The following is a 24,968-nucleotide window of genomic DNA, read 5'->3' as shown; positions in this document are numbered from 1 at the left end:
GGGATGACCGGGTTTTTCTACATGCTTGCAGGGGTCGCTATCGTGCTGCTCTTGAACTGGGCGCGTTCGCGTTACGCCAGCTTTTCGGCGCAAAACCCCACGGATTATTCGGCGGACGCTGAACAGTTTGACGTGCGCAAACACCTGAACGGACCGATCGTATGCGAGGGCGTGATTTACGGGCCATTGGGGCGTGTCACCAGCCGGTTTGTTGGTGAATTCGACTGCGAATGGACCAATGACTCCGGTGTGATGCGCGAAGTGTTTCGCTACGATGACGGTTCAATCCAAAACCGTGAATGGCAATTGGCAATCGGCGCTGACGGGCGGATCAAGGCCACCGCGTCTGATGTTGTTGGTATCGGCACTGGCGTTCAAAAAGGCGGATCGGTGCAGCTTAAGTACCGTTTCCAATTGCCCGAAAGTGCGGGTGGCCACGTATTGGACACCGTTGACTGGATGTACTTAGCCCCTAATGGATCCATCGTGAACCGGTCACAATTCCGCAAATTCGGGTTCAAAGTGGCCGAATTGGTGGCAACGATGCGCCCGGTCGAACAACACTTTAAAGAGGCCGCATAATCATGGAATGGCAGGGCAAACGGTATTGGTTGGTTGGCGCAAGTGACGGGTTGGGCAAAGCGCTGGCGCACATCCTAAGCCGCGCGGGGGCCGAGGTGGTCGTATCTGCACGCGGTGAGGACAAGCTAAAAGCAGTCGTCGCCGAATTGCCCGGCAAAGCGAGCTATCAAACCATCGATATTTCGGACAACGAAAGCGTGGCAGTGGCGGCCGCAGCAGTGGGTGATATCGACGGCGTTGTTCTGCTCGCGGGGGTCTACTGGCCCTTTGGTGCAAAAGACTGGAACGCAGATCAAGCCACGGCAATGGCCGACATCAATTTTACAGGATTCGTGCGGGTCTTGGGCCAAGTCGTGCCGCAGTTTGTCGCCAAAAACGCCGGCCACATCGTGATCACATCTAGTCTGACGGGCTTTCGCGGCTTGCCGGGCAGCATCGGATACACGGCGTCCAAAGCGGCGACAATGTCGCTGGCTGAATGCATCTACGCGGACCTGCGCAAGACCGGGATCAAGGTGCAAATTGCCAACCCGGGGTTCATCAAAACCCAGCTCACTGAAAAGAACGATTTCAAAATGCCGTTCATCATGGAAACGGACGTCGCGGCGCGCGAGATGTTTGAACACATGAACGACAGCGCCTTTAAAAAGAGCTTTCCACGCTTGTTTTCAATGGTGTTTCGCGGTGCACAATTCCTACCAGACTGGCTGTATTATCGTGTGTTCAGCTGACTGACATATCTTTCGTGGCTGTCGCGAACGTTTCAAACGCGCGGCCCCAGACACCGCTCAAAAGGTCGTCTAAGGTCAGCAATGAGGGCAGCAACTGGCCTGCGTAATCTTCGGAACTTTCCACAGGCAACAACGACGGAAGGTTGTCGATTGCGGTCACATCCAAAATCGGTTCATCGTGCACACGCAAGGCAGGTGCGGCCCAGCTGGTCGTGCGGTCGTAGACTTTGATGGGTGAAAAATCGCTGTCCGGATCACAGGCGATATCGCCAATAACGCTAAGCATGCGGGGCGCTGTTTTTGCGGATGCGGGCACAAAAACCGGTGTGCCTGGGCGGGCCAAAATGCAGTTCAAAAACACGTCGTGATCTAGGATTTGCGGGAATGGACCGCCGCTTGCGGTTTGCGCGATGTCCCATTTCGTGACGTCGATACCTAACGATGCGCACAAGTCTGCGGCCCCTGAACCAACGCGCCCCAATGCGCCAATGACGATGGCCGTTGGGGGATCCATCCCGTCTAATTCAGTGCGCAGATCGTCTAGGAGCGCGGCTGAGCTGGGGTAGGTTTTGACGGCCCCTGCGATGTCACCACGTCTTTGTGCTGCCCAGCATTTTAGGGCCACGGCCGCCCCTGCGTAGCCTGCCCAATAGCCAAATGCAGCCACACGACGCCCGGTTTCATCGACCAAATATTCCAGATCATACAACGTCCCGCCACCCGCCTTGAACCGCTTTAGCAGGATTTGACCAGCAGGTTGCCCTTTGAAGGCGTGCCCGAACAGGATGTGTTTGTGATGCAAGGGCGTCCCGTTTTCGGGCAGTTCTTTCAGGCCGAAAATGATCGCGTCTGCAGGGGCGTTTGGCCAACTGTTTTCATCCGCGATGGCGCAACCTGCGTCGATGTAAGATTGGATCGGGATGGCGCGGACGGAACTGTGTTCCACCGTGACTTTGATCCCGGCAGCGATCATTTCAGCTGCGCCTGCAGGGGTGATCCCGACGCGCTCTTCGTTGTTGCGCTGTTCGGCGCGCACCCACAGATGGGTCATGCGAGAATGCCAGCTGCGCGCACGGATTTGACTGATGCACGGTCTTCCATCGCGGCCATGAAGGCGTTGATTCTCGGGAAAACAGACAGATCGACACCGTCGCCTGTCAGCCAAGTGCAAACAACAAAAAGGTAGCAATCGGCGATGGAAATAGCGTCACCAACAAACAAATCCGTCAGGCACTCGTTTTCAACAAACGTGGCCGAAGCAGTCATCGTTTCAGGGACCTTGGCGGCCATGTCATCAAAGCTGGATTGCTGGTCAGCCCAACGTGTTCCACGCATCCGGTGGGCGTGGTTTACGTGCATGGTTGAGGCGACATAAAACATGACGCTGCGCATTTTGGCGGCCTCAATCGGGTTGCTCGGAACTAGGTTTTTGTCAGGTGCACTGGCCGCGATGTATTCAAGCAACGCGCCGGTTTCCGTCAACACCTCGCTATCCACAACCAATGCCGGCACGCGTCCTTTGGAGTTGATTCCAAGGTAATCCGCCCCCAGCTGTTCGCCCTTGGAAAAATCGACCTTAGTTAACGTGTGATCAAGCCCGGCTTCTTGCAAGGCGATGGCGACGGCGACTGAAATCGTGTTGGTGGCGTAAAACAATTGCATGTGCATTTTCCTTAAACGTGGGTTTGGGCGTGATGGCGTGCGGGGGCTTCAAGATGGGCGATATTGTTGAACATCACCGGCGACCAACGCGTGCCCCCGATCGGAAACAAACGGTGCATTGAGGTGTTCATGATCCCTAGGGCCAGATGTGCCATGCCGTCTATGTCCAATTTTAAATGCTGCCGCATCACCATCGAAATCAGCCCGCCCGAGGTGACAACCAACGCCGGACCTTCGCCCGCTGCGATATCGGCCATGGCCCCACTGACACGGGTTTCAAAATCAGCGAAACTTTCTGGCGCGCCCTTGATTTCATCCGCTTGCCACGCGGCAAAAACACGGGGCAGGTGTTTGGTAAACTCAATCTGTTCGGTGGGGATCGGGATACCTTGCTCGGCCTCGAGTGCGGCGGCAAGCGTGAAATATTCCAGCTCATTCAAACGCGCATCTCGGGTGGGTTCCAGCCCGGTGTCCATTCCGTTCGCCGTTTCGATGTGACGCTGCAAGGTGCCGGTGTACAGCCGGTGATGGTGCTGCAACGTGTCCTTGAGATGCAGCCCTAGCCACTGTGCCTGCTGGTGCCCCAATTCGCTCAGCCGGTCATAGCTGGCCTCGTCTTGCGCGCCGGAATTTGCCTGACCGTGGCGGATAAGGGTGATGTGGGACATGGGCGCTCCTGATTGGGTGTGCTGCTTTGATAGGCCAAGGCGTTGCGTGTCGCAATGGAGCGGATCGGAAACCGAGAGTGGCGTAAATTCGGCAATGGGTGTCGGGATTGAGAGTCCTGAATTGGCGCTGATTCTGCTAAGTGTCGCGCAATATTAGGGAGACGCAGGATGTCGGACATGGTGAAATTCACGCTGGATGGAAAAGAAGTCGAGGCCGAAGCCGGTCTGACCATCTGGGAAGTGGCCAATGGCCGCGGTCTGGTTATCCCGCATTTGTGCCACAAACCGGCACCCGGTTACCGCCCTGACGGCAACTGCCGCGCCTGCATGGTCGAGATCGAAGGCGAACGTACTTTGGCGGCCTCCTGCATCCGTGAACCGGGCGAGGGCATGGTTGTCACGACCAATTCAGCGCGCGCTGAAAATGCCCGCAAAATGGTTGTTGAAATGCTGGTCGCTGATTTGCCAGAACGTGAAACCGCCCACGATAAATCCGCGCACATGTGGGACATGGCCGACTTGAACGGCGTCTCCGAAAGTCGTTTTCCGAAGCTGGAAGAGGGCCGCATTCCGCTGCTCGATGACAGCCACGTGGCGATGTCGGTGAACTTGGACGCCTGCATTTCGTGTGGCCTGTGCGTGCGCGCCTGCCGCGAAGTTCAGGTGAACGACGTGATCGGCATGTCCGGCCGCGGCGCGGACAGCTATCCGACTTTCGACATGGCCGACCCGATGGGCGATTCCACCTGCGTGGCCTGCGGCGAATGCGTGCAAGCCTGCCCAACAGGCGCGTTGATGCCGGCCGCTGTCACGCCGGGCGCAGGCACAGGCGATAGCAAAGATTTCGACAGCGAAGTCGATAGCGTTTGTGCGTTCTGCGGTGTTGGCTGCCAGATTTCGATCAAGGTCAAAGACGGCAAAGTCAAATATGTCGAGGGCATCAATGGCCCTGCGAACGAGGGCCGCTTGTGCGTCAAAGGCCGCTTTGGCTACGACTACATCCACCACAATCACCGCCTGACCAAACCGTTGATCCGTCGCGACGACGCGCCTGCAAAGGGTCTGAACGTTGACCCGGGCAACTGGCAAAACGTCTTTCGCGAAGCAACGTGGGACGAGGCGCTGGATTTTGCAGCGAACGGCCTAAAAGGGCGCGGACGCGAAGTTGCGGGCTTTGGATCTGCCAAATGCACCAACGAAGAAGCTTACCTGTTTCAAAAGTTCATCCGCGAAGGGTTCAAGCACAACAACGTCGATCACTGCACACGTTTGTGCCACGCATCGTCGGTGTCTGCGCTGATCGAAAATGTCGGATCGGGCGCTGTTACGGCAACGTTCAACGAAATCGAAAACGCAGACGTGGCGATTGTGATTGGGGCAAACCCGATCGAAAACCACCCCGTCGCGGCCACCTATTTCAAACAGTTCACCAAACGTGGCGGCAAGCTGATTGTGATGGACCCACGCGGCCAAGCCCTGAAACGGTTTGCCACGCACATGCTGCAATTCCGCCCCGGCGCGGACGTCTCAATGCTGAACGCGATTATGCACGTGATCGTCGAAGAAGGGCTGTACGACCAGCAATACATCGAGGCCTACACCGAAAACTGGGAAGCAGAAAAAGCGCACCTCAAGGATTTCACGCCCGAAAAAATGTCAGAGATTTGTGGTATCGACGCAGAAACTCTGCGGGCCGTCGCACGCACATTTGCAGGCGCGAAAGCCGGCATGATTTTCTGGGGCATGGGCATCAGTCAGCACATTCACGGCACTGACAATTCGCGTTGCTTGATTTCACTGGCCTTGATGACTGGCCAGGTCGGTCGTCCGGGGTCTGGCCTGCACCCGCTGCGCGGTCAAAACAACGTGCAAGGCGCGTCTGATGCGGGCCTCGTCCCGATGTTCTTGCCCGACTACCAATCGGTCATGGACGACGGTGTGCGCTCTGCCTTTACCGAGGTTTGGGGGTCGGGTGATTTTTCAAACGAAAAGGGCCTGACTGTCACCGAAATCATGGATGCGGTCCACGACGGTGACATCAAAGCAATGTATGTTCTGGGCGAAAACCCCGCGATGTCGGACCCCGATGTGGAACACGCGCGCGACGCTTTGGCAAAGCTGGACCACCTTGTTGTGCAGGACATTTTCATCACCGAAACGGCCAACTACGCCGACGTGATTTTGCCAGCTTCGGCGCTGTACGAAAAATCGGGCACCGTGTCGAATACCAACCGTCAGGTGCAAATGGTGCGCCCAGCCGTGACGCCTCCGGGTCAGGCAAAAGAAGATTGGTGGATCGAGGTTGAATTGGCCAAGCGCTGCGGTCTGAACTGGACTTACACGCACCCAAGCCAAGTGTTCGCGGAAATGACTGTGAACATGCGCAGCCTCGACAACATCACGTGGGATCGACTGACGACCGAAGCAGTGACGTACCCGTCGCTTAGCCCGACCGATCCGGGCCAAGCTGTTGTGTTCGGTGACGGTTTCCCGCGTCCGGACGGGCGGGCGCGCTTTACACCTGCCAGCGTGATTGCACCTGATGATACGCCGGATGCAGATTATCCGATGATCCTGACCACAGGGCGCCAGCTGGAACATTGGCACACAGGGTCCATGACCCGCCGCGCCACGGTTTTGGACGGGCTGGAGCCTGAAGCGAACTGTTCGCTGCACCCCTCAACGCTACGCAAGTTAGGGGTCGAGCCAGGTGGCCACGTCCGTTTGACAACCAAACGCGGGTCCATCGTGATCATGGCGCGGATGGACCGTGCGGTTGCCCCTGACATGGTGTTCTTGCCTTTCGCATATGTCGAAGCGGCGGCGAATATCCTCACAAACCCTGCGATTGATCCCTATGGCAAAATTCCCGAGTTTAAATTCTCGGCCGTTAAGGTTGAGGCTGCCAGCGAAACGATTGCCGCAGAATAAGCGATGGGTGTGGGACACCCACACCTTACTTTGACATGAAAACGACGTAAGGTGGGCCTTGGCCCACCTTTTTCATTGGAGAGACCTCATGCGCGTCAATGCTGAACGGTTCTTGCACGACTTGGAAACCCTGCGAAGTTTTGGTGCTTCCGGTGTTGGCAAGGGCGTCGTGCGCCCAGCCTATTCGGCCCCCGATGTTGCAGCGCGAGCGTGGTTGGCAGATCAAATGCGCCATGCTGGTTTGAACGTGCGATACGACGCTATGGGCAATCTGTTCGGCTTGGCAAAGGGCCAATCGCTCCTGCTGGGATCACATTCAGACAGCCAACCCGAAGGCGGTTGGCTCGACGGCGCGTTGGGCGTCATTGCCGCATTAGAGATCGCCCGATCATCACAAGAACAGGGCGGCCCCGCGGTTTCCGTGGTTTCATTTCAAGACGAAGAAGGGCGATTTGGCGTCACGACAGGCAGTGCGGTTTGGTCAGGCCAACTGACCCTGCTGCAAGCGGATCAGCTAAAGGACCACGATGGCATACCTTTGGAGCAAGCACGGCAATCAATGGGTGATATTGCGGGTCCTGACATCGATCCAGCTCAATTTACCGGCTTCATCGAAATGCACATCGAACAAGGTCCCGCGCTTGACAACTTGGGCCTTCAGATTGGCGTCGTCAGTGACATCGTTGGCATACGCGACATGCGCATCACGTTTGAGGGCCAACAAAACCACGCAGGCACGACACCGATGGTGATGCGACGTGATGCGTTTCAAGCGGTGTCGCAGTTCAATATCCGCCTCAACGAACGGTTGCGCAATGTCGTCACGCCGCAAACGGTTTGGACCATCGGGCACTTGGATTTGCACCCCAATGCATCATCTATCGTGCCGGGGCGTGCCCGGTTTTCGATGCAATGGCGTGATGGTGATGTGGATCGCTTGGGCCGTATGGAACAGATCATTCGCGATACGGCAATCGGGGTCGCGGCTGACGGCGGGTTCGAGGTAAACTTTAGCGAGATGCTTGGGTTGGAGCCCGTGGTCATGGACACGCAATTGCGCGCAGCATTGGAGCGTGGTGCAGAACAAATTGCGCCCCGTAAGTGGCAAGTGATGCCGTCAGGTGCTTTGCATGATGCCACGAACGTGTCGCGTCTGATGCCGGTTGCAATGCTGTTTGTCCCATCGATCAACGGGATCAGTCATGCGTTTGAAGAAGACACCAAGCGCAGTGATTTGGTCGCCGGTTTGCAAGTCTTGGCCGCAGCTATCAGCGTGCTTTAACCGCGCTGATATCCACGATTTAGCGCGCGTTTGCGGTAAGTGTCTGCCGCGTGTGACGCTTCGCGCAGGTTGCCAAAACAGGTGATGACTTCGCGTGGCGCCCCGCCTTGCACCCCCCATTCGCGCAGCACCGAGACCTCGCAAAACAGGTTCATCGCGATCTCTACACGGTAGAAATGCGGGCGCGTTGCACGGCCAAGGCGATATAGAACGACGTCAAGCATGGGTGCGATTCTAACAGCGTTTCTGGCGAGGTGAAGCGCTATTTCGCGGATCAGCGTGTAAGGTGTGCGTGTCGCACACCAAGGCTGTTTAGTTCCAACGCACATCGCCCAAAAAGATGTAGCCAGCCCCGTAAATCGTCTTGATCAACTGGGGGTTTTTAGGATCTTCGCGCAGCTTGGTTCGCAGGCGCGAAATGCGCACATCCATTGCCCGATCAAAGCTTTCGCCTGCGGCGCCGCCCAAGCTTTCTTGCATTTGTGCGCGGCTGATCAGGCGTTTGGGGCTGTCCAAAAACAGGCGCAATACTTCGCCTTCTGCGTGGGAAAAAGGCGTGTGTTCGCCTGCGTCATCTACCAGCATGTAACTGTCAAATTCTGCGCGCCAGCCGTCAAAATGTGCGGTGTTGGCGGTTTGGGCTGCGGGTTTGTTGCTGCGCAAACGGGCACGCACGCGGGCGACAACTTCGGCGGGATCAAAAGGTTTGATGATGTAGTCGTCGGCCCCAAGCTCTAATCCCGTGACCCGATCTTGCACCTGTGCACGTCCGGAAATAATGATCACGATCGCACCTTGTTCCAGCGCCAGCCTGTGCACAATTGTCAGCCCGTCGGTGTCGGGCAGTGACAAATCGACTAGGCAAACGTCCGGCGTGTGCGACTGCAATGCCGCCTCGAATTCACGCGCGCGCCCAAAGCTGAGCGTGCGAAACCCGGCTTCTTCGAGCGCGTCGGCCAGCATCGTGCGGATGGCAGGCTCGTCGTCCAAAATTGTGACAAGCGGGGCGATCATTGCGCAACCTTCGGGGTTAGTGCCGCCGCAAGGTCGGCGGGTGAAAACGGCTTGTGCAAAACGAGTGTTGTCGCACAGGCCATCCGGTGTAGCGGATCAGTTTCTGGCAATGATGTCATTAAGATAACCGGCGTGCCAGTTTTTCGTAAACCGTTCATCAAATCTAACCCGGTGCCTTCACCACTCAGATGGATGTCGGATAGAACCAGTTGGATATCGGGGATGGTTTCTATCAGCGCCGTTGCTTCTTGCACCGAAATCGCTTCGACAACAGAATGGCCGAGGCCGATCAGCAGATCACGGTAGTGCGCGCGCAGATCATCTTCGTCCTCGACCAACAGCACAAGGCCTTTGGTCCCGGTTGGGCTAAAACGCAGGGGCAAACGCAAGCGAACCACGGCCCCGCCGCCGCTTTGATTGCCAAGCTGTAGATCGCCGCCCGCCAGTTTTGTCATGTCGTAAACCATCGGCAGGCCAAGGCCCGATCCGTCCTTGCCTTTGGTCGTGAAAAACGGATCGCATGCGTGTTCCAGAGCGTGCGCTGAAAAACCTGCGCCAGTGTCGCTTAGCGTAAATTGCACCCACGTGTCGTGCACGGTTTCGGCACACAGGGTGATCGCTCCGTCCGGCTGGCACGCGTCACGCGCGTTCAAAATCAAGTTCAAAAGTGAATCCTGAACGGTGCCGGAATCTAGTAAAATGGATGCGTCTGGCAAAAGGTCTGTGACCGTTAGGGTCATGCCACTTGGCAGCGACGGGCGGGCCAGTGTTTGCAAATCTTGCAGCAACACATGCGGGTCAGTCGCACGCGGGTTGGGCAGAGGTTGCCCGGTCATTTCGGCAATGCTGGACAGCAGTTGGCCGCCTCTTTGGGCCGCCGACAATGTGGCGTCGATCAGCGCGTTTGCCTCCTTGGGTAGCCCGTCAATTCGCGCAAGACTGCTTTGCATACCCAGAATGATCGTCAACAAGTTAGAAAAATCATGGGCCATGCCGGATGTGACTTGGGCAGCCAAAGTGCGCCTGCGGGTTTGCTGCAAGGCGACACGAGCCTGCGTTTCTTGGGTCACGTCCATCGACAAAACATAGGCCCCACCGTTGCTGTCGGGGGTAAAGGCAACACGGATACGGCGCGCGCTGTCGATGTCGCTGAATTCGTGCACGGCCTCAAGCCCTGAGAACGCAGTTTGCAGGTGGTCGCGAACCTTGGAATACACCGTTGGTCCAAGTGCATCCGAGATGTGCAGCCCGACGATATCGGAGGGCCGGTTAGGGATCACACTAGACAAGCGCCGGTTGGAATAGGTGTAGTGCCCTGCCTCGTCCACATGCGCGATATGGGCAGGCATCATTTCGGTGGTCAGGCGGGTGCGGGCCTCAATTTTGGTGAGGTGGCGTTTGGTCTCTTCGAGGGTTGAAACGGTGGACGCGAGGGCGCGGTTGGTGCTGGCGAGTTCTTCGGTGTGGGCAAGAACCTGATCGCTGAGTTCTTCTGAGCGGGCGCGCAGCAACACCTCTTGTTGTTTGGTGCGGGTGATGTCGGTGTAAACGGTGACCCAACCGCCTTGGGGCAGGGGGGAACCTTCGACGGAAATGATCGTGCCGGTGGCGCGGGTCCGTTCCATGTAGTGCGCCTGAAACGCACGGGCTTGTTCGACACGTTCGCGCACGAAAGCCTCGACATCATCCACCTCGCCGTATTCGCCGCGCTGTGCAAGATGGCGAATGGTTTCCTCGAAGGGGGCGCCAATCATGACGAGGTTGTCAGGCAAATCAAACATGCTTTGAAACCGGGCGTTGCACACGGCCAGCCGCAGATCGTTATCATAGATCGTCAACGCTTGGCCGATCAAATTAAGACCGGCGGCAGTGAGCGTCTGGATAGCGGCAGGGGTTTGGGGCACGAATTCAGGCCTTTGTCTGATCCAAAGGAGCGTGCTTGCGCACGCACGATATGTCCTCGGCTTGGCCTGCGGCCCATCCGAGTGCACGCACTGTGCGAGCGTTCGTCTAACAAGATCAAGCGTTGATGAGTGCCTGTTACAATTCGTTAGATTTGAGAAAACTTCAGGAAAAAGTTGACCATCAGGTTCAGATGAACATCCTTGTGGGACGAAGATTCGCGAAAGCGAGCGCGACCGGCCTGAGGAGAGGCTGGTTTGGGAGGGAAGAACTTTGGCTGACACGCTTAATGGGGCTGCCGGATTAGTATCCGTGCCAGCACTTTTGCACCGCAATGCGACGCAATTCGGATCTGCGCCTGCATACCGCGAAAAGGAATTCGGGATCTGGCAAAGCTGGACCTGGGCGCAGACCTGTGAAGAGGTCGAAGCCTTGGCGCTGGGTCTGCTGGATATGGGCGTGAACGAGGGTGATTTCATCGCCGTTATCGGCCGCAACCGTCCCTATTTGTACTGGTCGATGATGGCCGCGCAAATGGTCGGGGCGATCCCTGTGCCGTTGTACCAAGACGCGGCAGCCGAAGAGATGGCCTATACGATGGGCCATTGTGGCGCACGTTTTGTGATCGCTGGTGACCAAGAGCAAGTCGACAAAGTTCTGGATATTCAGGACGGTTTGGACACGTTCGAGGCAATGATTTACCTCGATCCGCGCGGTTTGCGTAAATATGACCACACACATTTGACGCAGTATAGTGCAGTTCAGGATGCGGGGCGGGCCAAGCGCGCGACGCTGGAACCTGAAATGAAAGCGCGCATTGCCAAGCAGAATTACGACAGCATCTGCGTGATGTTGTACACCTCCGGAACCACTGGAAAGCCCAAGGGCGTCGTGCTGTCTAACCGCAATGTGATCGAGACATCTAAATCATCGTCGGAATTTGATGATCTGCGCCAGAGCGATGATATTCTTGCGTATTTGCCGATGGCGTGGGTCGGGGATTTCATTTTCTCGGTCGGCCAAGCGTTGTGGACAGGGTTCTGCACGAACTGTCCCGAAAGCGCGGATACGATGCAATTGGACCTGCGTGAAATCGGGCCGACGTATTATTTTGCCCCGCCGCGTGTGTTTGAAACGCAGCTGACGAATGTGATGATCCGGATGGAGGACGCGTCCAAATCCAAGCGCCGCTTGTTCGACTATTTCATGGGGGTAGCGCGCAAAGTTGGGCCTTCGATTCTGGATGGAAAACCGGTCAACCTGTTGGACCGGATCAAGTACAATCTGGGCGAATTGATGATCTACGGCCCGCTGAAAAACACGCTGGGTTTCAGCCGTGTGCGCGTTGGCTACACCGCGGGCGAAGCGATCGGACCAGAGATTTTCGACTTTTATCGCTCGCTCGGCATCAACCTAAAGCAACTGTACGGTCAGACCGAAGCAACCGTGTTTATCACCGCGCAACCTGATGGCGAGGTCCGCTCCGATACTGTCGGTGTGACGTGCCCGGGCGTCGAACTAAAGATCGAAGACAACGGCGAAGTCTACTACCGCAGCCCGGGTGTTTTTGTGGAATACTACAAGAACGCGGAAAGCACGGCGGACACCAAAGACCCCGAAGGCTGGGTTGCAACAGGCGATGCGGGCTTCATCGAAGAAGGCACGGGCCATCTGCGTATTATCGACCGCGCCAAGGATGTTGGTAAAACCGCATCTGGCGCGTTGTTCGCACCTAAGTATGTTGAAAACAAACTGAAATTTTTTCCTAACATTCTCGAAACAGTCGTCTTTGGCAATGATCGCGCGCAGTGCACTGCGTTCATCAACATCGATCTGACAGCCGTTGGGAACTGGGCAGAACGTAACAATATCGCCTATGCATCCTACCAAGAACTGGCCGGCCATCCCGACGTTTTGTCAACGATCCAGTCTCACGTTGAAGAGGTCAACGCCTCTGTCGCTCAGGATGAAATGTTGTCGGATTGCCAAATTCACCGCTTTGTCGTGCTGCACAAACAGCTGGATGCGGATGACGGTGAATTGACCCGTACACTAAAGGTACGCCGCCGAATTATCGAAGACAAATTCTCGGATATTATCGACGCGCTGTACGATGGATCGACTGAAATTTCGACCACCACCGAAGTGACCTACGAAGACGGCCGCAAAGGCGCGATTTCGGCGACGTTGGAAATCCGTGAAGCGGCCGTTGTGGCCGTTGCCGCAAAGTTGGCGGCTGAGTGATGAAGGATACGCACAATGCTTGATCAAGCTGACGGATACCTAACCGCAGATGGCCGCCAGATCGGCCCTGTGGTCATGGAAATGCAAAACATCACCCTGCGTTTTGGCGGCGTTGAGGCGATCAAAGACATCTCGTTTGATATTCGCGAGGGCGAAGTGCGCGCGATTATCGGGCCAAACGGTGCTGGTAAATCATCGATGCTGAACGTGATCTCGGGGTTTTACGTCCCGCAAGAAGGTCAGGTTTTGTACAAAGGTGTGCCGCGCCCGCAAATGCGCCCCTATCAGGTGGCGCGTCAAGGTATTGCCCGCACGTTCCAGAACATCGCGTTGTTCGAAGGCATGTCAGTACTCGACAACGTCATGACGGGTCGCTTGACCCACATGAAAACCGGTATGTTCGCCCAAGCGTTCTGGAAAGGACGTGCGGAAAAGGAAGAAACCGAGAACCGTGAAGTCGCCGAAAAGATTATTGATTTCTTGGAAATTCAGGCGATCCGCAAGACTCCGGTTTCCCGTCTGCCCTATGGCCTCAAGAAGCGGGTCGAGCTGGCGCGCGCGCTGGCTGCCGAACCAGAACTGCTGCTGTTGGACGAACCAATGGCGGGCATGAACGTCGAGGAAAAAGAGGACATGAGCCGCTTTATCCTGTCGATGAATGATGAATTCGGCACCACAATTGCGCTGATCGAACACGATATGGGCGTGGTTATGGACCTGTCCGACCGGGTTGTGGTCATGGACTACGGCAAGAAAATTGGCGATGGCACGCCGGATGAAGTGCGCAACAACCAAGCCGTGATTGATGCTTATCTGGGTGTGTCGCATGACTAAAGCCATTTTGGCATATGTTTTAGCGATGCTTCCGGCTGCGGTCATGGCCGGCGCGTGGGATGAGTTCGAGGCAAGGTGTTTACTGCCCTTCGAGAACTTGTTCCCGGTCATCGTGGACGGGCTGGACCGCCAGATTTCGATTTCTGAACTTGCCGTGTTTGATCTGACGGTCGGAGAAAAATTGGTGATCGAGCTGGTGCCACAAGATGGCGAATTGGCCTGCGGTGTGCACGGAGCGGATCAATCGGATGCGCAAGCGCTGCGTAACCGAATGACGGCTGGCAACAGAAATTACGTTCCCCAAGGCGCTGATGTCTGGGCGAGCGATGAATGGATCGAACCACAGTTGCGGGTGTCCGTCGAGCGTGACGCCGACGACTTTATCCTGCGTGTGATCGAAACGGACCTTGAGAGTTAATGGGAGAGCGGCGCGATGCCTGAACAGTTAGTCTTTGCGATGGAGGTGTTCCTCAACGGTCTGATGGCCGGCGTGTTGTACGCTTTGGTCGCGCTGGGGTTTGTTTTGATTTTTAAAGCCTCGGGGATTTTCAACTATGCCCAAGGGGTGATGGCGTTGTTTGCGGCCTTGACCTTGGTCGGAATCATGGAGGGGCAGGTGCCCTTTGCGCATCTGATCAACGCGACGTTTGGGACCAACATTCACCACTTTGGATGGCACATACCCGCGTTCTTCGCGATCCTTTTGACTATGGCTGTGATGGTTGGTTTTGCCATCCTCGTGCAGCGATTTATCTTTCGCCATTTGGTGGGCCAAGAGCCGATCATCCTGTTCATGGCAACCATTGGATTGGCCTATTTCCTTGAGGGTGTGGGTGATCTTATGTGGGGGTCTGACATCAAAAAGATGGACGTTGGCCTGCCCCAAGGCATTAACGAATACATCGATGAAGTGACGTATAAGATTTTCGATTACGGGTTCTTTATTGACAACCTTGATATCGTGGCGACCGTGATCGCAATCTTGCTGGTTTCGGCGCTGGTGCTGTTTTCACAATACACCAAACAGGGGCGCGCGATGCGGGCTGTGGCGGATGACCATCAGGCGGCGCTGTCGGTTGGTGTGTCGCTGAACTACATCTGGATATTGGTCTGGTCGGTTGCTGGTTTTGTCGCGCTGGTTGCGGGCATCATGTGGGGCGCGAAATCTGGCGTGCAGTTTTCGCTGTCTCTGATCGCGCTTAAGGCTTTGCCGGTGCTGATGCTGGGTGGTTTTACGTCGATCCCCGGGGCCATCGTCGGCGGTTTGATCATTGGTGTGGGCGAAAAGTTGTTTGAATTTGCGCTGGGCCCGGCATTGGGTGGTGCGACCGAAAACTGGTTCGCTTACGTGCTGGCGCTGATCTTTTTGGTGTTCCGTCCGCAAGGTTTGTTCGGGGAGAAAATCATTGAACGCGTTTGAATTCCAAGGATCGTGTGACCGCGTGTCGCTTTGCGCCACGACACCCACCCGCCCTTTGACCTCTGAAATTGGGAGCAGCTAAATGTTCTATCGTGAAGCTGGTGATTTCAGCACAACTTATCCGCAGGACAGCCAGACGTTTCCGATCAGGTTTGATCGCATTCGCTACTATCTTGTTCTCGCCATCGCGATTTTTGTCATTCCGTTCATGATCAATGACTACTGGGTGAATTCGATTTTCCTACCGTTCCTGATCTATGCCATTGCGGCGATCGGGTTGAATATTCTGACTGGCTATTGCGGACAGGTTTCGCTTGGGACCGGCGGATTTATGGCTGTGGGGGCCTATGCCTGTTACAAGCTGATGACCGCATTTCCAGAGGTCAGCATGCTGGTGCATGTCTTGCTTTCGGGCGTCGTGACGGCTGGTGTTGGTGTACTTTTCGGGCTGCCTAGCCTGCGCATCAAAGGGTTTTATCTGGCGGTAGCGACACTGGCCGCGCAGTTTTTCCTTGTGTGGTTATTCAACCGTGTGCCGTGGTTCTACAACTACTCTGCGACCGGTCAAATCAATGCGCCGGACCGCGAAGTCTTTGGCGTTTTGGTAACCGGACCAAACACCGAAGCATGGGCGACCTATTTGTTCTGCCTTGTGTTTGTGATCTTTAGTGCCGTGGTCGCCCGCAATCTGACGCGCGGATCATTTGGTCGCAAATGGATGGCTATCCGTGACATGGACATCGCCGCCGAGATCATCGGTGTGAACCCGTTGGCTGCAAAACTCAGCGCGTTTGCGATCAGCTCGTTTTTCATCGGCATCTCGGGCGCGTTGTTCTTTTCGGTCTATTTGGGTGCTGTCGAAGTTGGCGAGGTCTTTGGCATTACAAAGTCGTTCATCGTCTTGTTCATGATCATCATCGGTGGGTTGGGCAGTATCTTTGGTGCATTCGCGGGGGCGGCGTTCCTTGTGGTTTTGCCGGTGCTGTTGAAAATCATGCTGGCTGATGCCGACACTGATATTTCGATGTCTCAACTCTGGGGTTCGCGCGTGTTTTTGGCGGCGCTGACCGTTAGTTTTGTGATGCTGTTGATCAGCTTTGTCCGCACCCGATCCATCATCGAGGGATCTGGCCTGATGTGGTTAAGCGCGATCGTCGTCAGCTTTTTCGCCTACGCGCTGACAATCGGCGGCATGGGTTGGCCGACGGATATTGTGGCGCACCTGAACCTTGTGATTGTCGGGGCATTGATCATTATCTTTTTGGTCGCTGAACCGCATGGCATTGCCCAACTGTGGCGCGTCGCAAAAGAGAAACTAAGATTGTGGCCGTTCCCGCATTAGGGGCGCCACCAAGACGGGCAGGGAAAACTCTGACCTTATAAACGATCAAAAATCCATGGGAGGATAACTGATGAAAATGAAACTAGGTACAATGGCTGTTGCAGCCGTTATGGCGGCAAGCCCTGTGATGGCGGACCTCGTGTTCCCATCCCTAAGCTACCGCACAGGCCCATACGCGGCGGGCGGTATTCCGTTTGCGGATGGCTACGCCGATTACATGAACCTGCTGAACGCACGCGATGGCGGCATCGGTGGCGTGATGACGAACGTGATCGAATGCGAAACCGGCTATAACACCGAAAAAGGCGTTGAGTGCTACGAGTCTACAAAAGGCGAAGGCGCGTTGGTCTATCAACCGCTGTCCACTGGCATCACCTACCAGTTGATCCCGAAAGCGACGGCTGACGGTATCCCGATCCACTCGATGGGCTATGGTCGTACGTCTGCCGCAAACGGCGACGTATTTAGCAACGTGTTCAACTACCCTGCAAACTACTGGAACGGTGCGTCCGGTGCGATCAACTATCTGATGTCCCAAGGCGACATCGCGGGTAAGAAAATCGCGCTCGTGTACCACAACTCTGCCTACGGCAAAGAGCCGATCCGCACGTTGGAAGAGCTGTCCAAAAAGCACGGTTTTGAATTGGTGCTGTTGCCAGTTGATCACCCGGGCCAAGAGCAAAAATCACAGTGGCTGCAAATTCGCCGCGAAAAGCCTGACAATGTCATCATGTACGGTTGGGGCGTTATGAACCAAGTTGCGGTTCAAGAAGCTGCAAACATTCGCTACGACATGGAAAACTTCATCGGCATCTGGTGGTCCGGTTCTGAAAACGACGTGCTGCCGGCGGGCGAAAAAGCCAACGGTTACAAAGCACTGACGTTCCACGGTGTTGGCAATGATTTCCCGGTATTTGGTGACATCCAAAAGTATGTTGTTGATGCAGGAAACGCAGCAGGCAACGGCGATCAAATCGGTACGGTTCTGTATAACCGCGGTTTGTATGCGGCGATGTTGGCAGCAGAAGCCGCCAAAACAGCCCAAGAAATCCACGGCACAGCAGACATCACACCTGCGATGATGCGTGACGGGATGGAAGCGTTGGAAATCACCGAAGCCAAGATGACCGCACTTGGTCTGCCGGGCTTTGGACCTGAGTTCAGCGTGTCTTGCGAAAACCACGGCGGCCCTGGCCTTGTTGGTATGACGCAATGGGATGCATCCGCAAAAACATGGTCTTTGATCAATGAATTTGCAGCGTCTGACATGGAAGTTGTCCAGCCGTTGATCGATGAAGATTCCGCAGCCTACGCTGCAGAAAACAACATCGCTTCTAACTGCAACTAAGCGAAATCTCCGGCGGCGGCATTTGGTTGCCGCCGGAATTATTTGAGTATTTGGGATCAGAACAAGATGCTGGACGGCACTGAAACAGACGAAACCTTGCTTGAGGTCAACAACATCGAAGTGATCTACAACCACGTGATCCTTGTGCTGAAGGGTGTCAGCCTGAAGGTGCCCAAAGGCGGGATTATTGCGTTGTTGGGCGGCAATGGCGCGGGTAAGACCACGACGCTTAAGGCTGTTTCCGGTCTGTTGGCGTCTGAGCGCGGCGAGGTCACCAAAGGGTCGATCAAGTATCGTGGCGACGTGATCCAGCACCAAGATCCGGCCGAAACCGTAAAAAGCGGTGTCGTGCAGGTCATGGAAGGCCGCCACTGTTTTGAGCATCTGACGATTGAAGAAAACCTTCTGACCGGAGCCTACACACGGCGCGACGGCAAGGCGGCAATAGCCGCTGACCTTGAGATGGTTTACAACTATTTTCCACGTCTGCGCGAACGACGCAAAAGCCAAGCGGGCTATACGTCGGGTGGTGAGCAGCAGATGTGCGCTATCGGACGTGCGCTGATGTCGCGCCCTGAAACGATCCTGCTGGACGAGCCGTCGATGGGATTGGCCCCGCAGTTGGTTGAGCAGATTTTCGGCATCGTCAAATCGATCAACGAAAGCGAAGGCGTCACGTTTTTGCTGGCTGAACAGAACACCAATGTGGCGCTGCGATTTGCCCACTATGGTTATATTCTGGAGTCGGGTCGCGTTGTGATGGATGGCCCTGCGGCCGAGTTGCGAGAGAACCCGGACGTCAAGGAATTCTATCTGGGTATGTCTGATGAGGGTCGTAAATCGTTCCGTGACGTGCGCAGTTATCGCCGTCGCAAACGTTGGCTCAGCTAAGCGTAACTGGTGGGTTGAAACCCACCTTACCATGACTTTTTCGATAGGGGCCCGCGCGCGATGGCACAGTATTTTGATGATCTGGAAACCCGCAGTGTAGACCAGCGGATGGCCGAACAGTCGGCGTTGCTGCGCACCCGTTTGGCTTCGATCACCGTCGCACCACAGGACTGGCAGGATGCGGCGGCGCAGGTTCAATCGCCGGAAGATTTGGTTAACTTACCTGTGTTGCGCAAGTCCGATTTGTCGGAATGGCAAAAGGCGCGTCCGCCGTTTGGTGGCATTCAGGTTGGCAAAGTTACCCACGTGTTTCAATCGCCGGGTCCGATCTATGAGCCCGGTGCATTGGACGATGATTGGTTCCGAATGGGGCGTTTCTTGCATGCCGCTGGCATTGGTGCGGATGACGTCGTGCAAAACTGTTTTGGCTATCATCTGACCCCTGCAGGTCACATGTTTGAATCGGGCGCGCGCGCTGTTGGGGCCATGGTCTTGCCAGCCGGCACCGGCCAGACAGAATTGCAAGTCACCGCGGCACGGGACGTTGGCAGCACGGCCTACGCAGGGACGCCTGATTATCTGAAAATTATCCTCGAAAAAGCCGATGAGATGGGCGTTGCTTTGGGCATCACCAAAGCGGCTGTTGGCGGCGGCGCGTTGTTCCCGTCTTTGCGTCAGTTCTACATTGATCGCGGGATCGCATGTTTGCAATGTTACGCGACAGCGGACCTTGGCAACATCGCCTACGAAAGCGACGCGATGGAAGGCATGATGATCGACGAAGGCGTGATCGTAGAAATCGTAACGCCGGGCACGGGGAACCCTGTTGCGTTTGGCGAGGTGGGCGAAGTTGTCGTGACCTCATTGAACCCTGATTATCCGCTGATCCGGTTTGCGACTGGCGACATGAGTGCGATGATGGCGGGCACCAGCCCTTGCGGACGTACAAATACCCGCATCAAAGGCTGGATGGGACGCGCCGATCAAACCACCAAGATCAAAGGCATGTTCGTGCGCCCCGAACAGGTCGCAGCCTTTGTTGCGCGCCACGATGAGGTGCCAAAGGCGCGGGTTATTGCCAGCCGCGAGGCTGAAACCGACGTGCTAACAGTGCAGGTGGAAAGCGACGGAGGCGATGCAGATGCCTATGCCGAGAGCATTGTCGAGACGATGAAGATGAAGGGCAAAGTGGTTGTGTGTGACCTTGGGAGCCTGCCCAAAGACGGGCTTGTCATCGAAGATCAGCGCACCTACGACTGACGCGCGATTGTGTGGGGCACCCACACCTTACCCGCTTAAAGGCAGCGCTGGATATTCTGACTAAAATAGTCGAAATAGAGTGCATGTCGGATCAAACCATCCAAACGCCTATGCGCAAAACCACAGCACGCCACGCCCCGCGCGGTCTATCTGTGATGGCTGTCACGGTTGCGCTGATTTGCCTTCTGCCGATGCTTGCTGTTGCGATTGCGGCGTTCAGTGGCGGTACGGGTACGGTTGCGCATCTGCTTAGCACCGTATTGCCGCGTTACGCGGGCAACACGCTTTTGTTGGTGCTCTTGGTCTCGACAGGCACGTTTCTGGTTGGTGTTGGCGCTGCGTGGCTGGTCACCATGACCCGTTTCCCCGGCGTACGGTTCTTCGAGATCGCGCTGGTGTTGCCGCTCGCGTTTCCGGCCTACGTGCTCGCCTATGCTTACACCTATATTCTGGACCATCCCGGCATTGTGCAAAGCAGTTTGCGCAGCCTGATGGGTTGGGGCCCGCGCGATTATTGGTTCCCCGAAGTCCGCTCGATCGGCGGTGCTGCGATGATGTTGATTCTGGTGCTTTACCCCTACGTTTATCTGCTCGCGCGCGCGTCGTTCTTACAGCAAAGCGGGACGACGTTTTTAGCGGCCCGCGCGCTTGGCAGCAGTGCGTGGTCTGCGTTCTTTCGGGTTAGCCTGCCGCTCGCGCGTCCTGCCATTGCGGGCGGTGTTTTGCTAGCAGTGATGGAGACGATCGCGGACTTTGGCACAGTTGCCTATTTCGGTGTTCAGACCTTTGCGACGGGGATTTATTCCAGCTGGTTCACCTTTGTGGATCGGGCTGGGGCTGCGCAATTGGCGTTGTGCTTGCTCAGTTTTGCGTTGCTGTTGGCGATGCTTGAGCGGATCCAAAGGGGGCGCGCCAAATACTACGATCCGTCCCGCCGGTCACAGGACAAAACGCAGATCGACCTTTCGGGTTGGCAAGCGGTCTTGGCGGTTTTCTTATGCGGCGCGCCTGTTCTTTTGGGATGTGTACTGCCGATTGTCGTGCTGTTTTCGATGGGGTTAGGGTCAGAACAAGACCTGCTGAGCGCACGCTACCTCGGGTTCATCCGCAATTCACTGACGCTTGCGGGCCTTGCGGCGGTGATCACAGTGGTTGCCGCCGTCGCCGTTGGTTTCTTTCAGCGCATGCAGCCGGGACGCCTGTCCAGTGCGTCGGCCTATGCGGCGCGGTTGGGCTACGCAGTGCCGGGCGGCGTGATCGCGGTGGGTCTGATGGTGCCGTTTGCTGCCTTCGACAATGCGTTGGATGCGTGGATGCGCGCGACGTTTGATTATTCCACGGGGCTGTTGGTGACAGGATCGATCTGGCTGCTGATCGGGGCCTATCTGGTGCGGTTTTTGGCGGCTGCACTGGGGGCGTACGAAGGTGGGCAATCGTTGGTTCACGCGAATATGGACGCGGCCAGCCGCTCGCTTGGGCAAGGTCCGTTTGGCACCTTGCGGCGGGTGCACCTGCCGATCCTGACGCCAAGTTTGCTGACCGCATTGCTGATCGTATTTGTCGATGTGATGAAAGAATTGCCGGCAACGCTGATTATGCGCCCGTTCAACTACGATACGCTGGCGGTGCAGGCGTACCGGCTGGCTTCTGACGAGCGGCTGGATGGGGCGGCGGTGCCTAGCGTCGTGATCGTCGCGATGGGGTTGTTACCGGTGATTTTGATCTGTCGCCAAGTCGGGCGCGGTCGCTTGTAGGGCGTGGGTAAGGCGGGCGTGTCGCCCACCTTGGTCGCTTATTCTTCGGCGGGGGTGCCGATTTTATCTTGGGTTTGCGTGTCAAAATCAGAGGCATCGTGACGTTCGTGCAGCTGCTCTGACGGGTCGCCAAACGGGCGGTTCACCATGCGTCCGCGCTTGACCGCAGGGCGTGCGTCGATCTTTTCAGCCCACGCCATCACGTGCTTGTACGACGCCACATCCAGAAATTCAGCGGCAGAATACAAACGACCCAAAACCAGTTGCCCGTACCACGACCAGATCGCGATATCGGCGATGGTGTATTCTTCGCCCGCGATCCAGGTTGTCTCGGCCAATTGGCGATCCAACACGTCCAGCTGGCGTTTGGTTTCCATCGCAAAACGGTTGATCGGGTATTCATATTTTTCCGGCGCGTAGGCGTAGAAGTGGCCAAAACCACCGCCCAGATACGGCGCGCTGCCCATTTGCCAGAACACCCAGTTCATCGCCTCGGCGCGCGCGGCAGGTTCGGTCGGCAACAACGCTCCGAATTTATCTGCCAGATACAGCATGATCGACGCGCTTTCGAACAGGCGCACAGGTGTGTCGCCTGATCGGTCCATCATCGCGGGAATTTTCGAGTTCGGGTTTATGTCGACAAAGCCGGATCCGAACTGGTCGCCTTCCCCGATGTTCACCAAATACGCGTCGTATTCCGCGCCGGTGTGGCCAAGCGCCAGCAACTCTTCGAGCATCACAGTGACCTTGACCCCGTTTGGTGTTGCAAGCGAATGCAACTGTAAGGGGTGCTTGCCGACGGGCAGTTCTTTCTCAGAAGTCGCCCCTGCGATGGGGCGATTGATGTTGGCGAATTTTCCGCCCGATGACGTGTCCCAGGTCCAGACGGCTGGTGGGGTGTAGGTGTCGTCGCTCATGTGCTGTGCCTTTTCTTTAATGCTTGGGCACAACCTATGGGCTTGGTCGTTATGCGCAAGGGGGTGGGCTGTGCATCTGTGTCATGTTCACGGTGACGTTACGCACCTTTGGGCGCGCGGGTTTGCGACCACAGCACAGCGATCAGGATGATCGCGCCGCCGATGATGCCTTGCACGCTTGGGATTTCGCTTAGGATCAGCAGGGCCAACAACGGTGCCAGTGGAACCTCGAGCGTGGACAACAGGGCGGTTTCGGCCGAGGGCAATCGCCGCGCCCCTTCGGACAGAGTGACGGACGCGACTGCAAACACCAGCCCGAACAGCACCAGAATTGGCATCTCGCCGCCCGAAACCAGCATCGGTGCCCCGAATATCAGCGCGACAGGCAGCAACACGACTGACGAAAGCGCCGCGGGCAAGGCCGCTGTCGTGTCCGGGTGCTTGCGGTAGACAACCATCGTGGCCGACATCATCAACGTCATGAACAGGGCCAACGCGTCACCCAAAATTGCGCCGCTGCCAAGCGACCCGGACACGATGATCAGCACGCCGGCAAAGGCCGCGATGCTGGCAATCAAGACCGTGCGGCTGGGGGCTTCGCGGATGAAAATCCAACTGAGCGCTGCGGTAACAAAAGGCGCAGCAGCATAGATCAGCGCGACATTGGCAACGCTGGACAGTTTGAATGCCGGGATGAAAGCGGCCGTGCCTGCCGCCATCAGGATCGTGACCAACAGTGCCGGTTTGCCAAACGCGGCCAGTTCGGATCGCAACTGCCCGCGCAGCATCAAGTAGGCAAGGGTGAATGCGGCAGCCGCCACTCCACGCCAGAAAATCACCCCCCACGCATCCGTGCTGACGCCATTGGTGAATATGCCTGCGGTGCTAAAGACAAAGGCCGAAATGACGACCAAAACGACGCCTGAGGTGCGGGTGGATTTTGCTTGCATGGTGCTCTCGATTGTTATGTTCAGCGGTGACATAACAAACAGCTACTGACAACAGTATGTCAGTGGTGTTATGAGGGAACGCGAAAAACTTTGGGCTGTCACATGTCGAAATCCGCACGGTTCTTTGAGATCATCCAGATGTTACGCGCCGCCAAAGCGCCGATGCTCGCGCGAGACATTGCCAGCGCGCTAGAGGTGTCGGTGCGCACGATCTACCGCGATATTGCCAGCCTGCAAGCCATGCAAACACCGATTCTGGGCGAGCCGGGGATCGGTTATGTGATGCGCAAAGGTTACGATTTGCCCCCGATCAATCTGGATGTGGATGAGGCCGAGGCGATCGCCCTAGGCCTTAGCATGATTGCACGGACCGGAGATGCGGGGCTGTGGCGCGCTGCGGGACGGGCCGCGCGCAAGCTGAATGCGGTGGCGCCCAGCACGCGACAATTGATCGCTTCGTCGTGGGGGCTGCAGCATGACGTGCGCGTCGATCCTGCCCAAATCAGAGAAGCTATTCGCAGCGAAAATTGTCTCGAAATTGCCTACGGCGATGAGGCAGGCAACCAGACGCAGCGGGTGATTTGGCCATTGGCGGTGATCTATTTCAGTGACAGTGCCATCATCGTGGCGTGGTGCGTATTGCGCCAAGGGTTGCGCCATTTCAGGCTGGATCGAATCAAATCATGCGTGACGCAGGACGCGCAGTTTTCGGGTCAAAGTGCAGCGTTGTTGCGGTTGTGGGAAGAGACCCAAAAAGACCAGACGGTGTCGACCAAGCCATTGTAAACAAGCCTGAAACGGAAAAAGCCGCCCCCCGAAGGAGCGGCCTTTTTGTAACATATGCGTCGTCTAACGCCCAAAGATTAACCTTGGCGGGCCTTAAAGCGAGGCTGTGTTTTGTTGATCACGTAAACACGGCCTTTGCGACGGACAATGCGGCAGTCACGGTGCCGGCTCTTGAGCGAGCGGAGCGAGTTGCGTACCTTCATGGTGCGAATTCCTTCCTGTTTGTCATGGCGCAAAGCAGCGCCTGGTTAATCGGGGCCTGACAGGGTGCCAGACGGGTGTCGGTGGTGGGAGATACAAGGATCGAACTTGTGACCCCTTCGATGTCAACGAAGTGCTCTACCGCTGAGCTAATCCCCCACGCTATGCCAGTTTGAACCAATGCACCCCAACAAAAAGGGGCGCGAAAGTCCGCGCCGGTAACGGGGCGTATAAAAGGAGTCGGAACAG

At 56.4% G+C, this 24,968-nt stretch carries 22 protein-coding genes, 1 tRNA gene and 2 pseudogenes; 15 read left to right on the top strand and 10 right to left on the bottom strand.

Going from position 1 to position 24,968, the window contains the following annotated elements; genetic code table 11:
• The first annotated feature begins 3 nt into the window (after positions 1-3).
• Positions 4-582 (top strand): DUF3833 family protein, encoded by a 579-nt coding sequence (locus tag ACFIO0_RS15820; RefSeq protein WP_390911357.1) that lies wholly within the window; start codon positions 4-6, stop codon positions 580-582.
• Complete coding sequence (locus ACFIO0_RS15815) at positions 582-1,313, top strand: SDR family NAD(P)-dependent oxidoreductase (RefSeq protein WP_390915348.1); 732 nt, start codon at positions 582-584, stop codon at positions 1,311-1,313. Before ACFIO0_RS15820 ends, ACFIO0_RS15815 begins: the two co-directional genes overlap by 1 nt.
• Here the strand turns inward: ACFIO0_RS15815 and ACFIO0_RS15810 are convergent.
• Genes ACFIO0_RS15810 through ACFIO0_RS15800 form a run of 3 tightly spaced genes read right to left on the bottom strand, consistent with a single transcriptional unit; the run spans position 1,306 to position 3,643 of the window.
• Entirely contained in the window at positions 1,306-2,364 is a 1,059-nt protein-coding gene (locus ACFIO0_RS15810; protein ID WP_390911356.1) for a saccharopine dehydrogenase, read from the bottom strand. The two genes, ACFIO0_RS15815 and ACFIO0_RS15810, sit on opposite strands and share 8 nt — an antisense overlap.
• Entirely contained in the window at positions 2,361-2,975 is a 615-nt protein-coding gene (locus tag ACFIO0_RS15805) for a glutathione S-transferase N-terminal domain-containing protein (protein WP_390911355.1), read from the bottom strand. Before ACFIO0_RS15805 ends, ACFIO0_RS15810 begins: the two co-directional genes overlap by 4 nt.
• Positions 2,976-2,986: 11 nt before the next feature.
• Positions 2,987-3,643: a histidine phosphatase family protein gene (locus ACFIO0_RS15800; RefSeq protein WP_390911354.1), complete on the bottom strand. Its 657-nt coding sequence runs from the start codon at positions 3,641-3,643 to the stop codon at positions 2,987-2,989.
• 168 nt (positions 3,644-3,811) lie between these two features.
• On the opposite strand from ACFIO0_RS15800, the gene fdhF reads away from it, so the two are divergent.
• Together fdhF and ACFIO0_RS15790 are read left to right on the top strand one after the other, a co-directional pair.
• Positions 3,812-6,574, top strand: coding sequence for a formate dehydrogenase subunit alpha (gene fdhF / locus ACFIO0_RS15795; protein ID WP_390911353.1), 2,763 nt, complete (start codon positions 3,812-3,814; stop codon positions 6,572-6,574).
• Between the two features lie 88 nt (positions 6,575-6,662).
• Positions 6,663-7,856, top strand: coding sequence for a hydantoinase/carbamoylase family amidase (locus ACFIO0_RS15790; RefSeq protein WP_390911352.1), 1,194 nt, complete (start codon positions 6,663-6,665; stop codon positions 7,854-7,856).
• On the opposite strand, the gene ACFIO0_RS15785 is transcribed toward ACFIO0_RS15790, so the two are convergent.
• The 3 genes from ACFIO0_RS15785 to ACFIO0_RS15775 all read right to left on the bottom strand — a co-directional run bounded on the left by ACFIO0_RS15785 (position 7,853) and on the right by ACFIO0_RS15775 (position 10,774).
• On the bottom strand, positions 7,853-8,080 hold the full coding sequence (locus ACFIO0_RS15785) for a WGR domain-containing protein (protein ID WP_390911351.1): 228 nt from the start codon (positions 8,078-8,080) through the stop codon (positions 7,853-7,855). The genes ACFIO0_RS15790 and ACFIO0_RS15785 overlap by 4 nt on opposite strands.
• 88 nt (positions 8,081-8,168) lie before the next feature.
• Entirely contained in the window at positions 8,169-8,870 is a 702-nt protein-coding gene (locus tag ACFIO0_RS15780; protein WP_390911350.1) for a response regulator, read from the bottom strand.
• On the bottom strand, positions 8,867-10,774 hold the full coding sequence (locus ACFIO0_RS15775) for a PAS-domain containing protein (RefSeq protein WP_390911349.1): 1,908 nt from the start codon (positions 10,772-10,774) through the stop codon (positions 8,867-8,869). The genes ACFIO0_RS15780 and ACFIO0_RS15775 overlap by 4 nt, the downstream gene beginning before the upstream one ends.
• Positions 10,775-11,045: 271 nt before the next feature.
• Between ACFIO0_RS15775 and ACFIO0_RS15770 the strand changes: the two genes are divergently transcribed.
• The 10 genes and pseudogenes from ACFIO0_RS15770 to ACFIO0_RS15725 all read left to right on the top strand — a co-directional run bounded on the left by ACFIO0_RS15770 (position 11,046) and on the right by ACFIO0_RS15725 (position 21,865).
• On the top strand, positions 11,046-13,016 hold the full coding sequence (locus ACFIO0_RS15770) for an AMP-binding protein (RefSeq protein ID WP_390911348.1): 1,971 nt from the start codon (positions 11,046-11,048) through the stop codon (positions 13,014-13,016).
• A gap of 15 nt (positions 13,017-13,031) precedes the next feature.
• The gene (locus tag ACFIO0_RS15765) at positions 13,032-13,850 is read left to right on the top strand and encodes an ATP-binding cassette domain-containing protein (protein WP_390911347.1); all 819 of its coding nucleotides are present in this window, start codon (positions 13,032-13,034) and stop codon (positions 13,848-13,850) included.
• Positions 13,843-14,268, top strand: a complete 426-nt coding sequence (locus ACFIO0_RS15760; protein WP_390911346.1) for a hypothetical protein — start codon at positions 13,843-13,845, stop codon at positions 14,266-14,268. The genes ACFIO0_RS15765 and ACFIO0_RS15760 overlap by 8 nt, the downstream gene beginning before the upstream one ends.
• Before the next feature lie 15 nt (positions 14,269-14,283).
• Positions 14,284-15,270: a branched-chain amino acid ABC transporter permease gene (locus ACFIO0_RS15755; RefSeq protein ID WP_390911345.1), complete on the top strand. Its 987-nt coding sequence runs from the start codon at positions 14,284-14,286 to the stop codon at positions 15,268-15,270.
• Positions 15,271-15,352: 82 nt separating this feature from the next.
• Positions 15,353-16,324: pseudogene (locus tag ACFIO0_RS15750) on the top strand (branched-chain amino acid ABC transporter permease); the annotation flags it as partial.
• 138 nt (positions 16,325-16,462) lie between these two features.
• Positions 16,463-16,612 (top strand): annotated as a pseudogene (locus ACFIO0_RS15745) (branched-chain amino acid ABC transporter permease); the annotation flags it as partial.
• A 70-nt stretch (positions 16,613-16,682) separates the two neighbouring features.
• The gene (locus ACFIO0_RS15740; protein WP_390911344.1) at positions 16,683-17,960 is read left to right on the top strand and encodes an ABC transporter substrate-binding protein; all 1,278 of its coding nucleotides are present in this window, start codon (positions 16,683-16,685) and stop codon (positions 17,958-17,960) included.
• Positions 17,961-18,026: 66 nt separating this feature from the next.
• Complete coding sequence (locus tag ACFIO0_RS15735) at positions 18,027-18,851, top strand: ATP-binding cassette domain-containing protein (RefSeq protein WP_390915347.1); 825 nt, start codon at positions 18,027-18,029, stop codon at positions 18,849-18,851.
• A 60-nt stretch (positions 18,852-18,911) separates the two neighbouring features.
• On the top strand, positions 18,912-20,111 hold the full coding sequence (locus ACFIO0_RS15730; protein WP_390911343.1) for a phenylacetate--CoA ligase family protein: 1,200 nt from the start codon (positions 18,912-18,914) through the stop codon (positions 20,109-20,111).
• Between the two features lie 155 nt (positions 20,112-20,266).
• Positions 20,267-21,865, top strand: coding sequence for an ABC transporter permease subunit (locus ACFIO0_RS15725; protein WP_390915346.1), 1,599 nt, complete (start codon positions 20,267-20,269; stop codon positions 21,863-21,865).
• A 38-nt stretch (positions 21,866-21,903) separates the two neighbouring features.
• Here ACFIO0_RS15725 and yghU read toward each other — a convergent pair whose 3' ends face one another.
• Positions 21,904-22,782, bottom strand: a complete 879-nt coding sequence (gene yghU, locus ACFIO0_RS15720) for a glutathione-dependent disulfide-bond oxidoreductase (RefSeq protein ID WP_390911342.1) — start codon at positions 22,780-22,782, stop codon at positions 21,904-21,906.
• Positions 22,783-22,880: 98 nt separating this feature from the next.
• A complete protein-coding gene (locus ACFIO0_RS15715; protein ID WP_390911341.1) occupies positions 22,881-23,732 on the bottom strand; it encodes an EamA family transporter in 852 nt (283 codons plus the stop codon).
• A gap of 102 nt (positions 23,733-23,834) precedes the next feature.
• On the opposite strand from ACFIO0_RS15715, the gene ACFIO0_RS15710 reads away from it, so the two are divergent.
• Positions 23,835-24,518 carry a WYL domain-containing protein gene (locus ACFIO0_RS15710; protein WP_390911340.1) on the top strand — a complete coding sequence of 228 codons (684 nt, stop codon included), beginning with the start codon at positions 23,835-23,837 and terminating at the stop codon, positions 24,516-24,518.
• A 77-nt stretch (positions 24,519-24,595) separates the two neighbouring features.
• On the opposite strand, the gene ykgO is transcribed toward ACFIO0_RS15710, so the two are convergent.
• Both ykgO and ACFIO0_RS15700 read right to left on the bottom strand, forming a co-directional pair.
• A complete protein-coding gene (gene ykgO, locus ACFIO0_RS15705; protein WP_085850311.1) occupies positions 24,596-24,721 on the bottom strand; it encodes a type B 50S ribosomal protein L36 in 126 nt (41 codons plus the stop codon).
• 82 nt (positions 24,722-24,803) lie between these two features.
• A tRNA-Val gene (locus ACFIO0_RS15700) sits at positions 24,804-24,878 on the bottom strand.
• Positions 24,879-24,968 lie beyond the last annotated feature (90 nt).

Origin of the sequence: Pseudosulfitobacter sp. SM2401, assembly GCF_042932805.1 — a bacterium.
GTDB lineage: Bacteria > Pseudomonadota > Alphaproteobacteria > Rhodobacterales > Rhodobacteraceae > Ascidiaceihabitans.
This window is presented reverse-complemented; position numbering and strand designations above follow the sequence as displayed.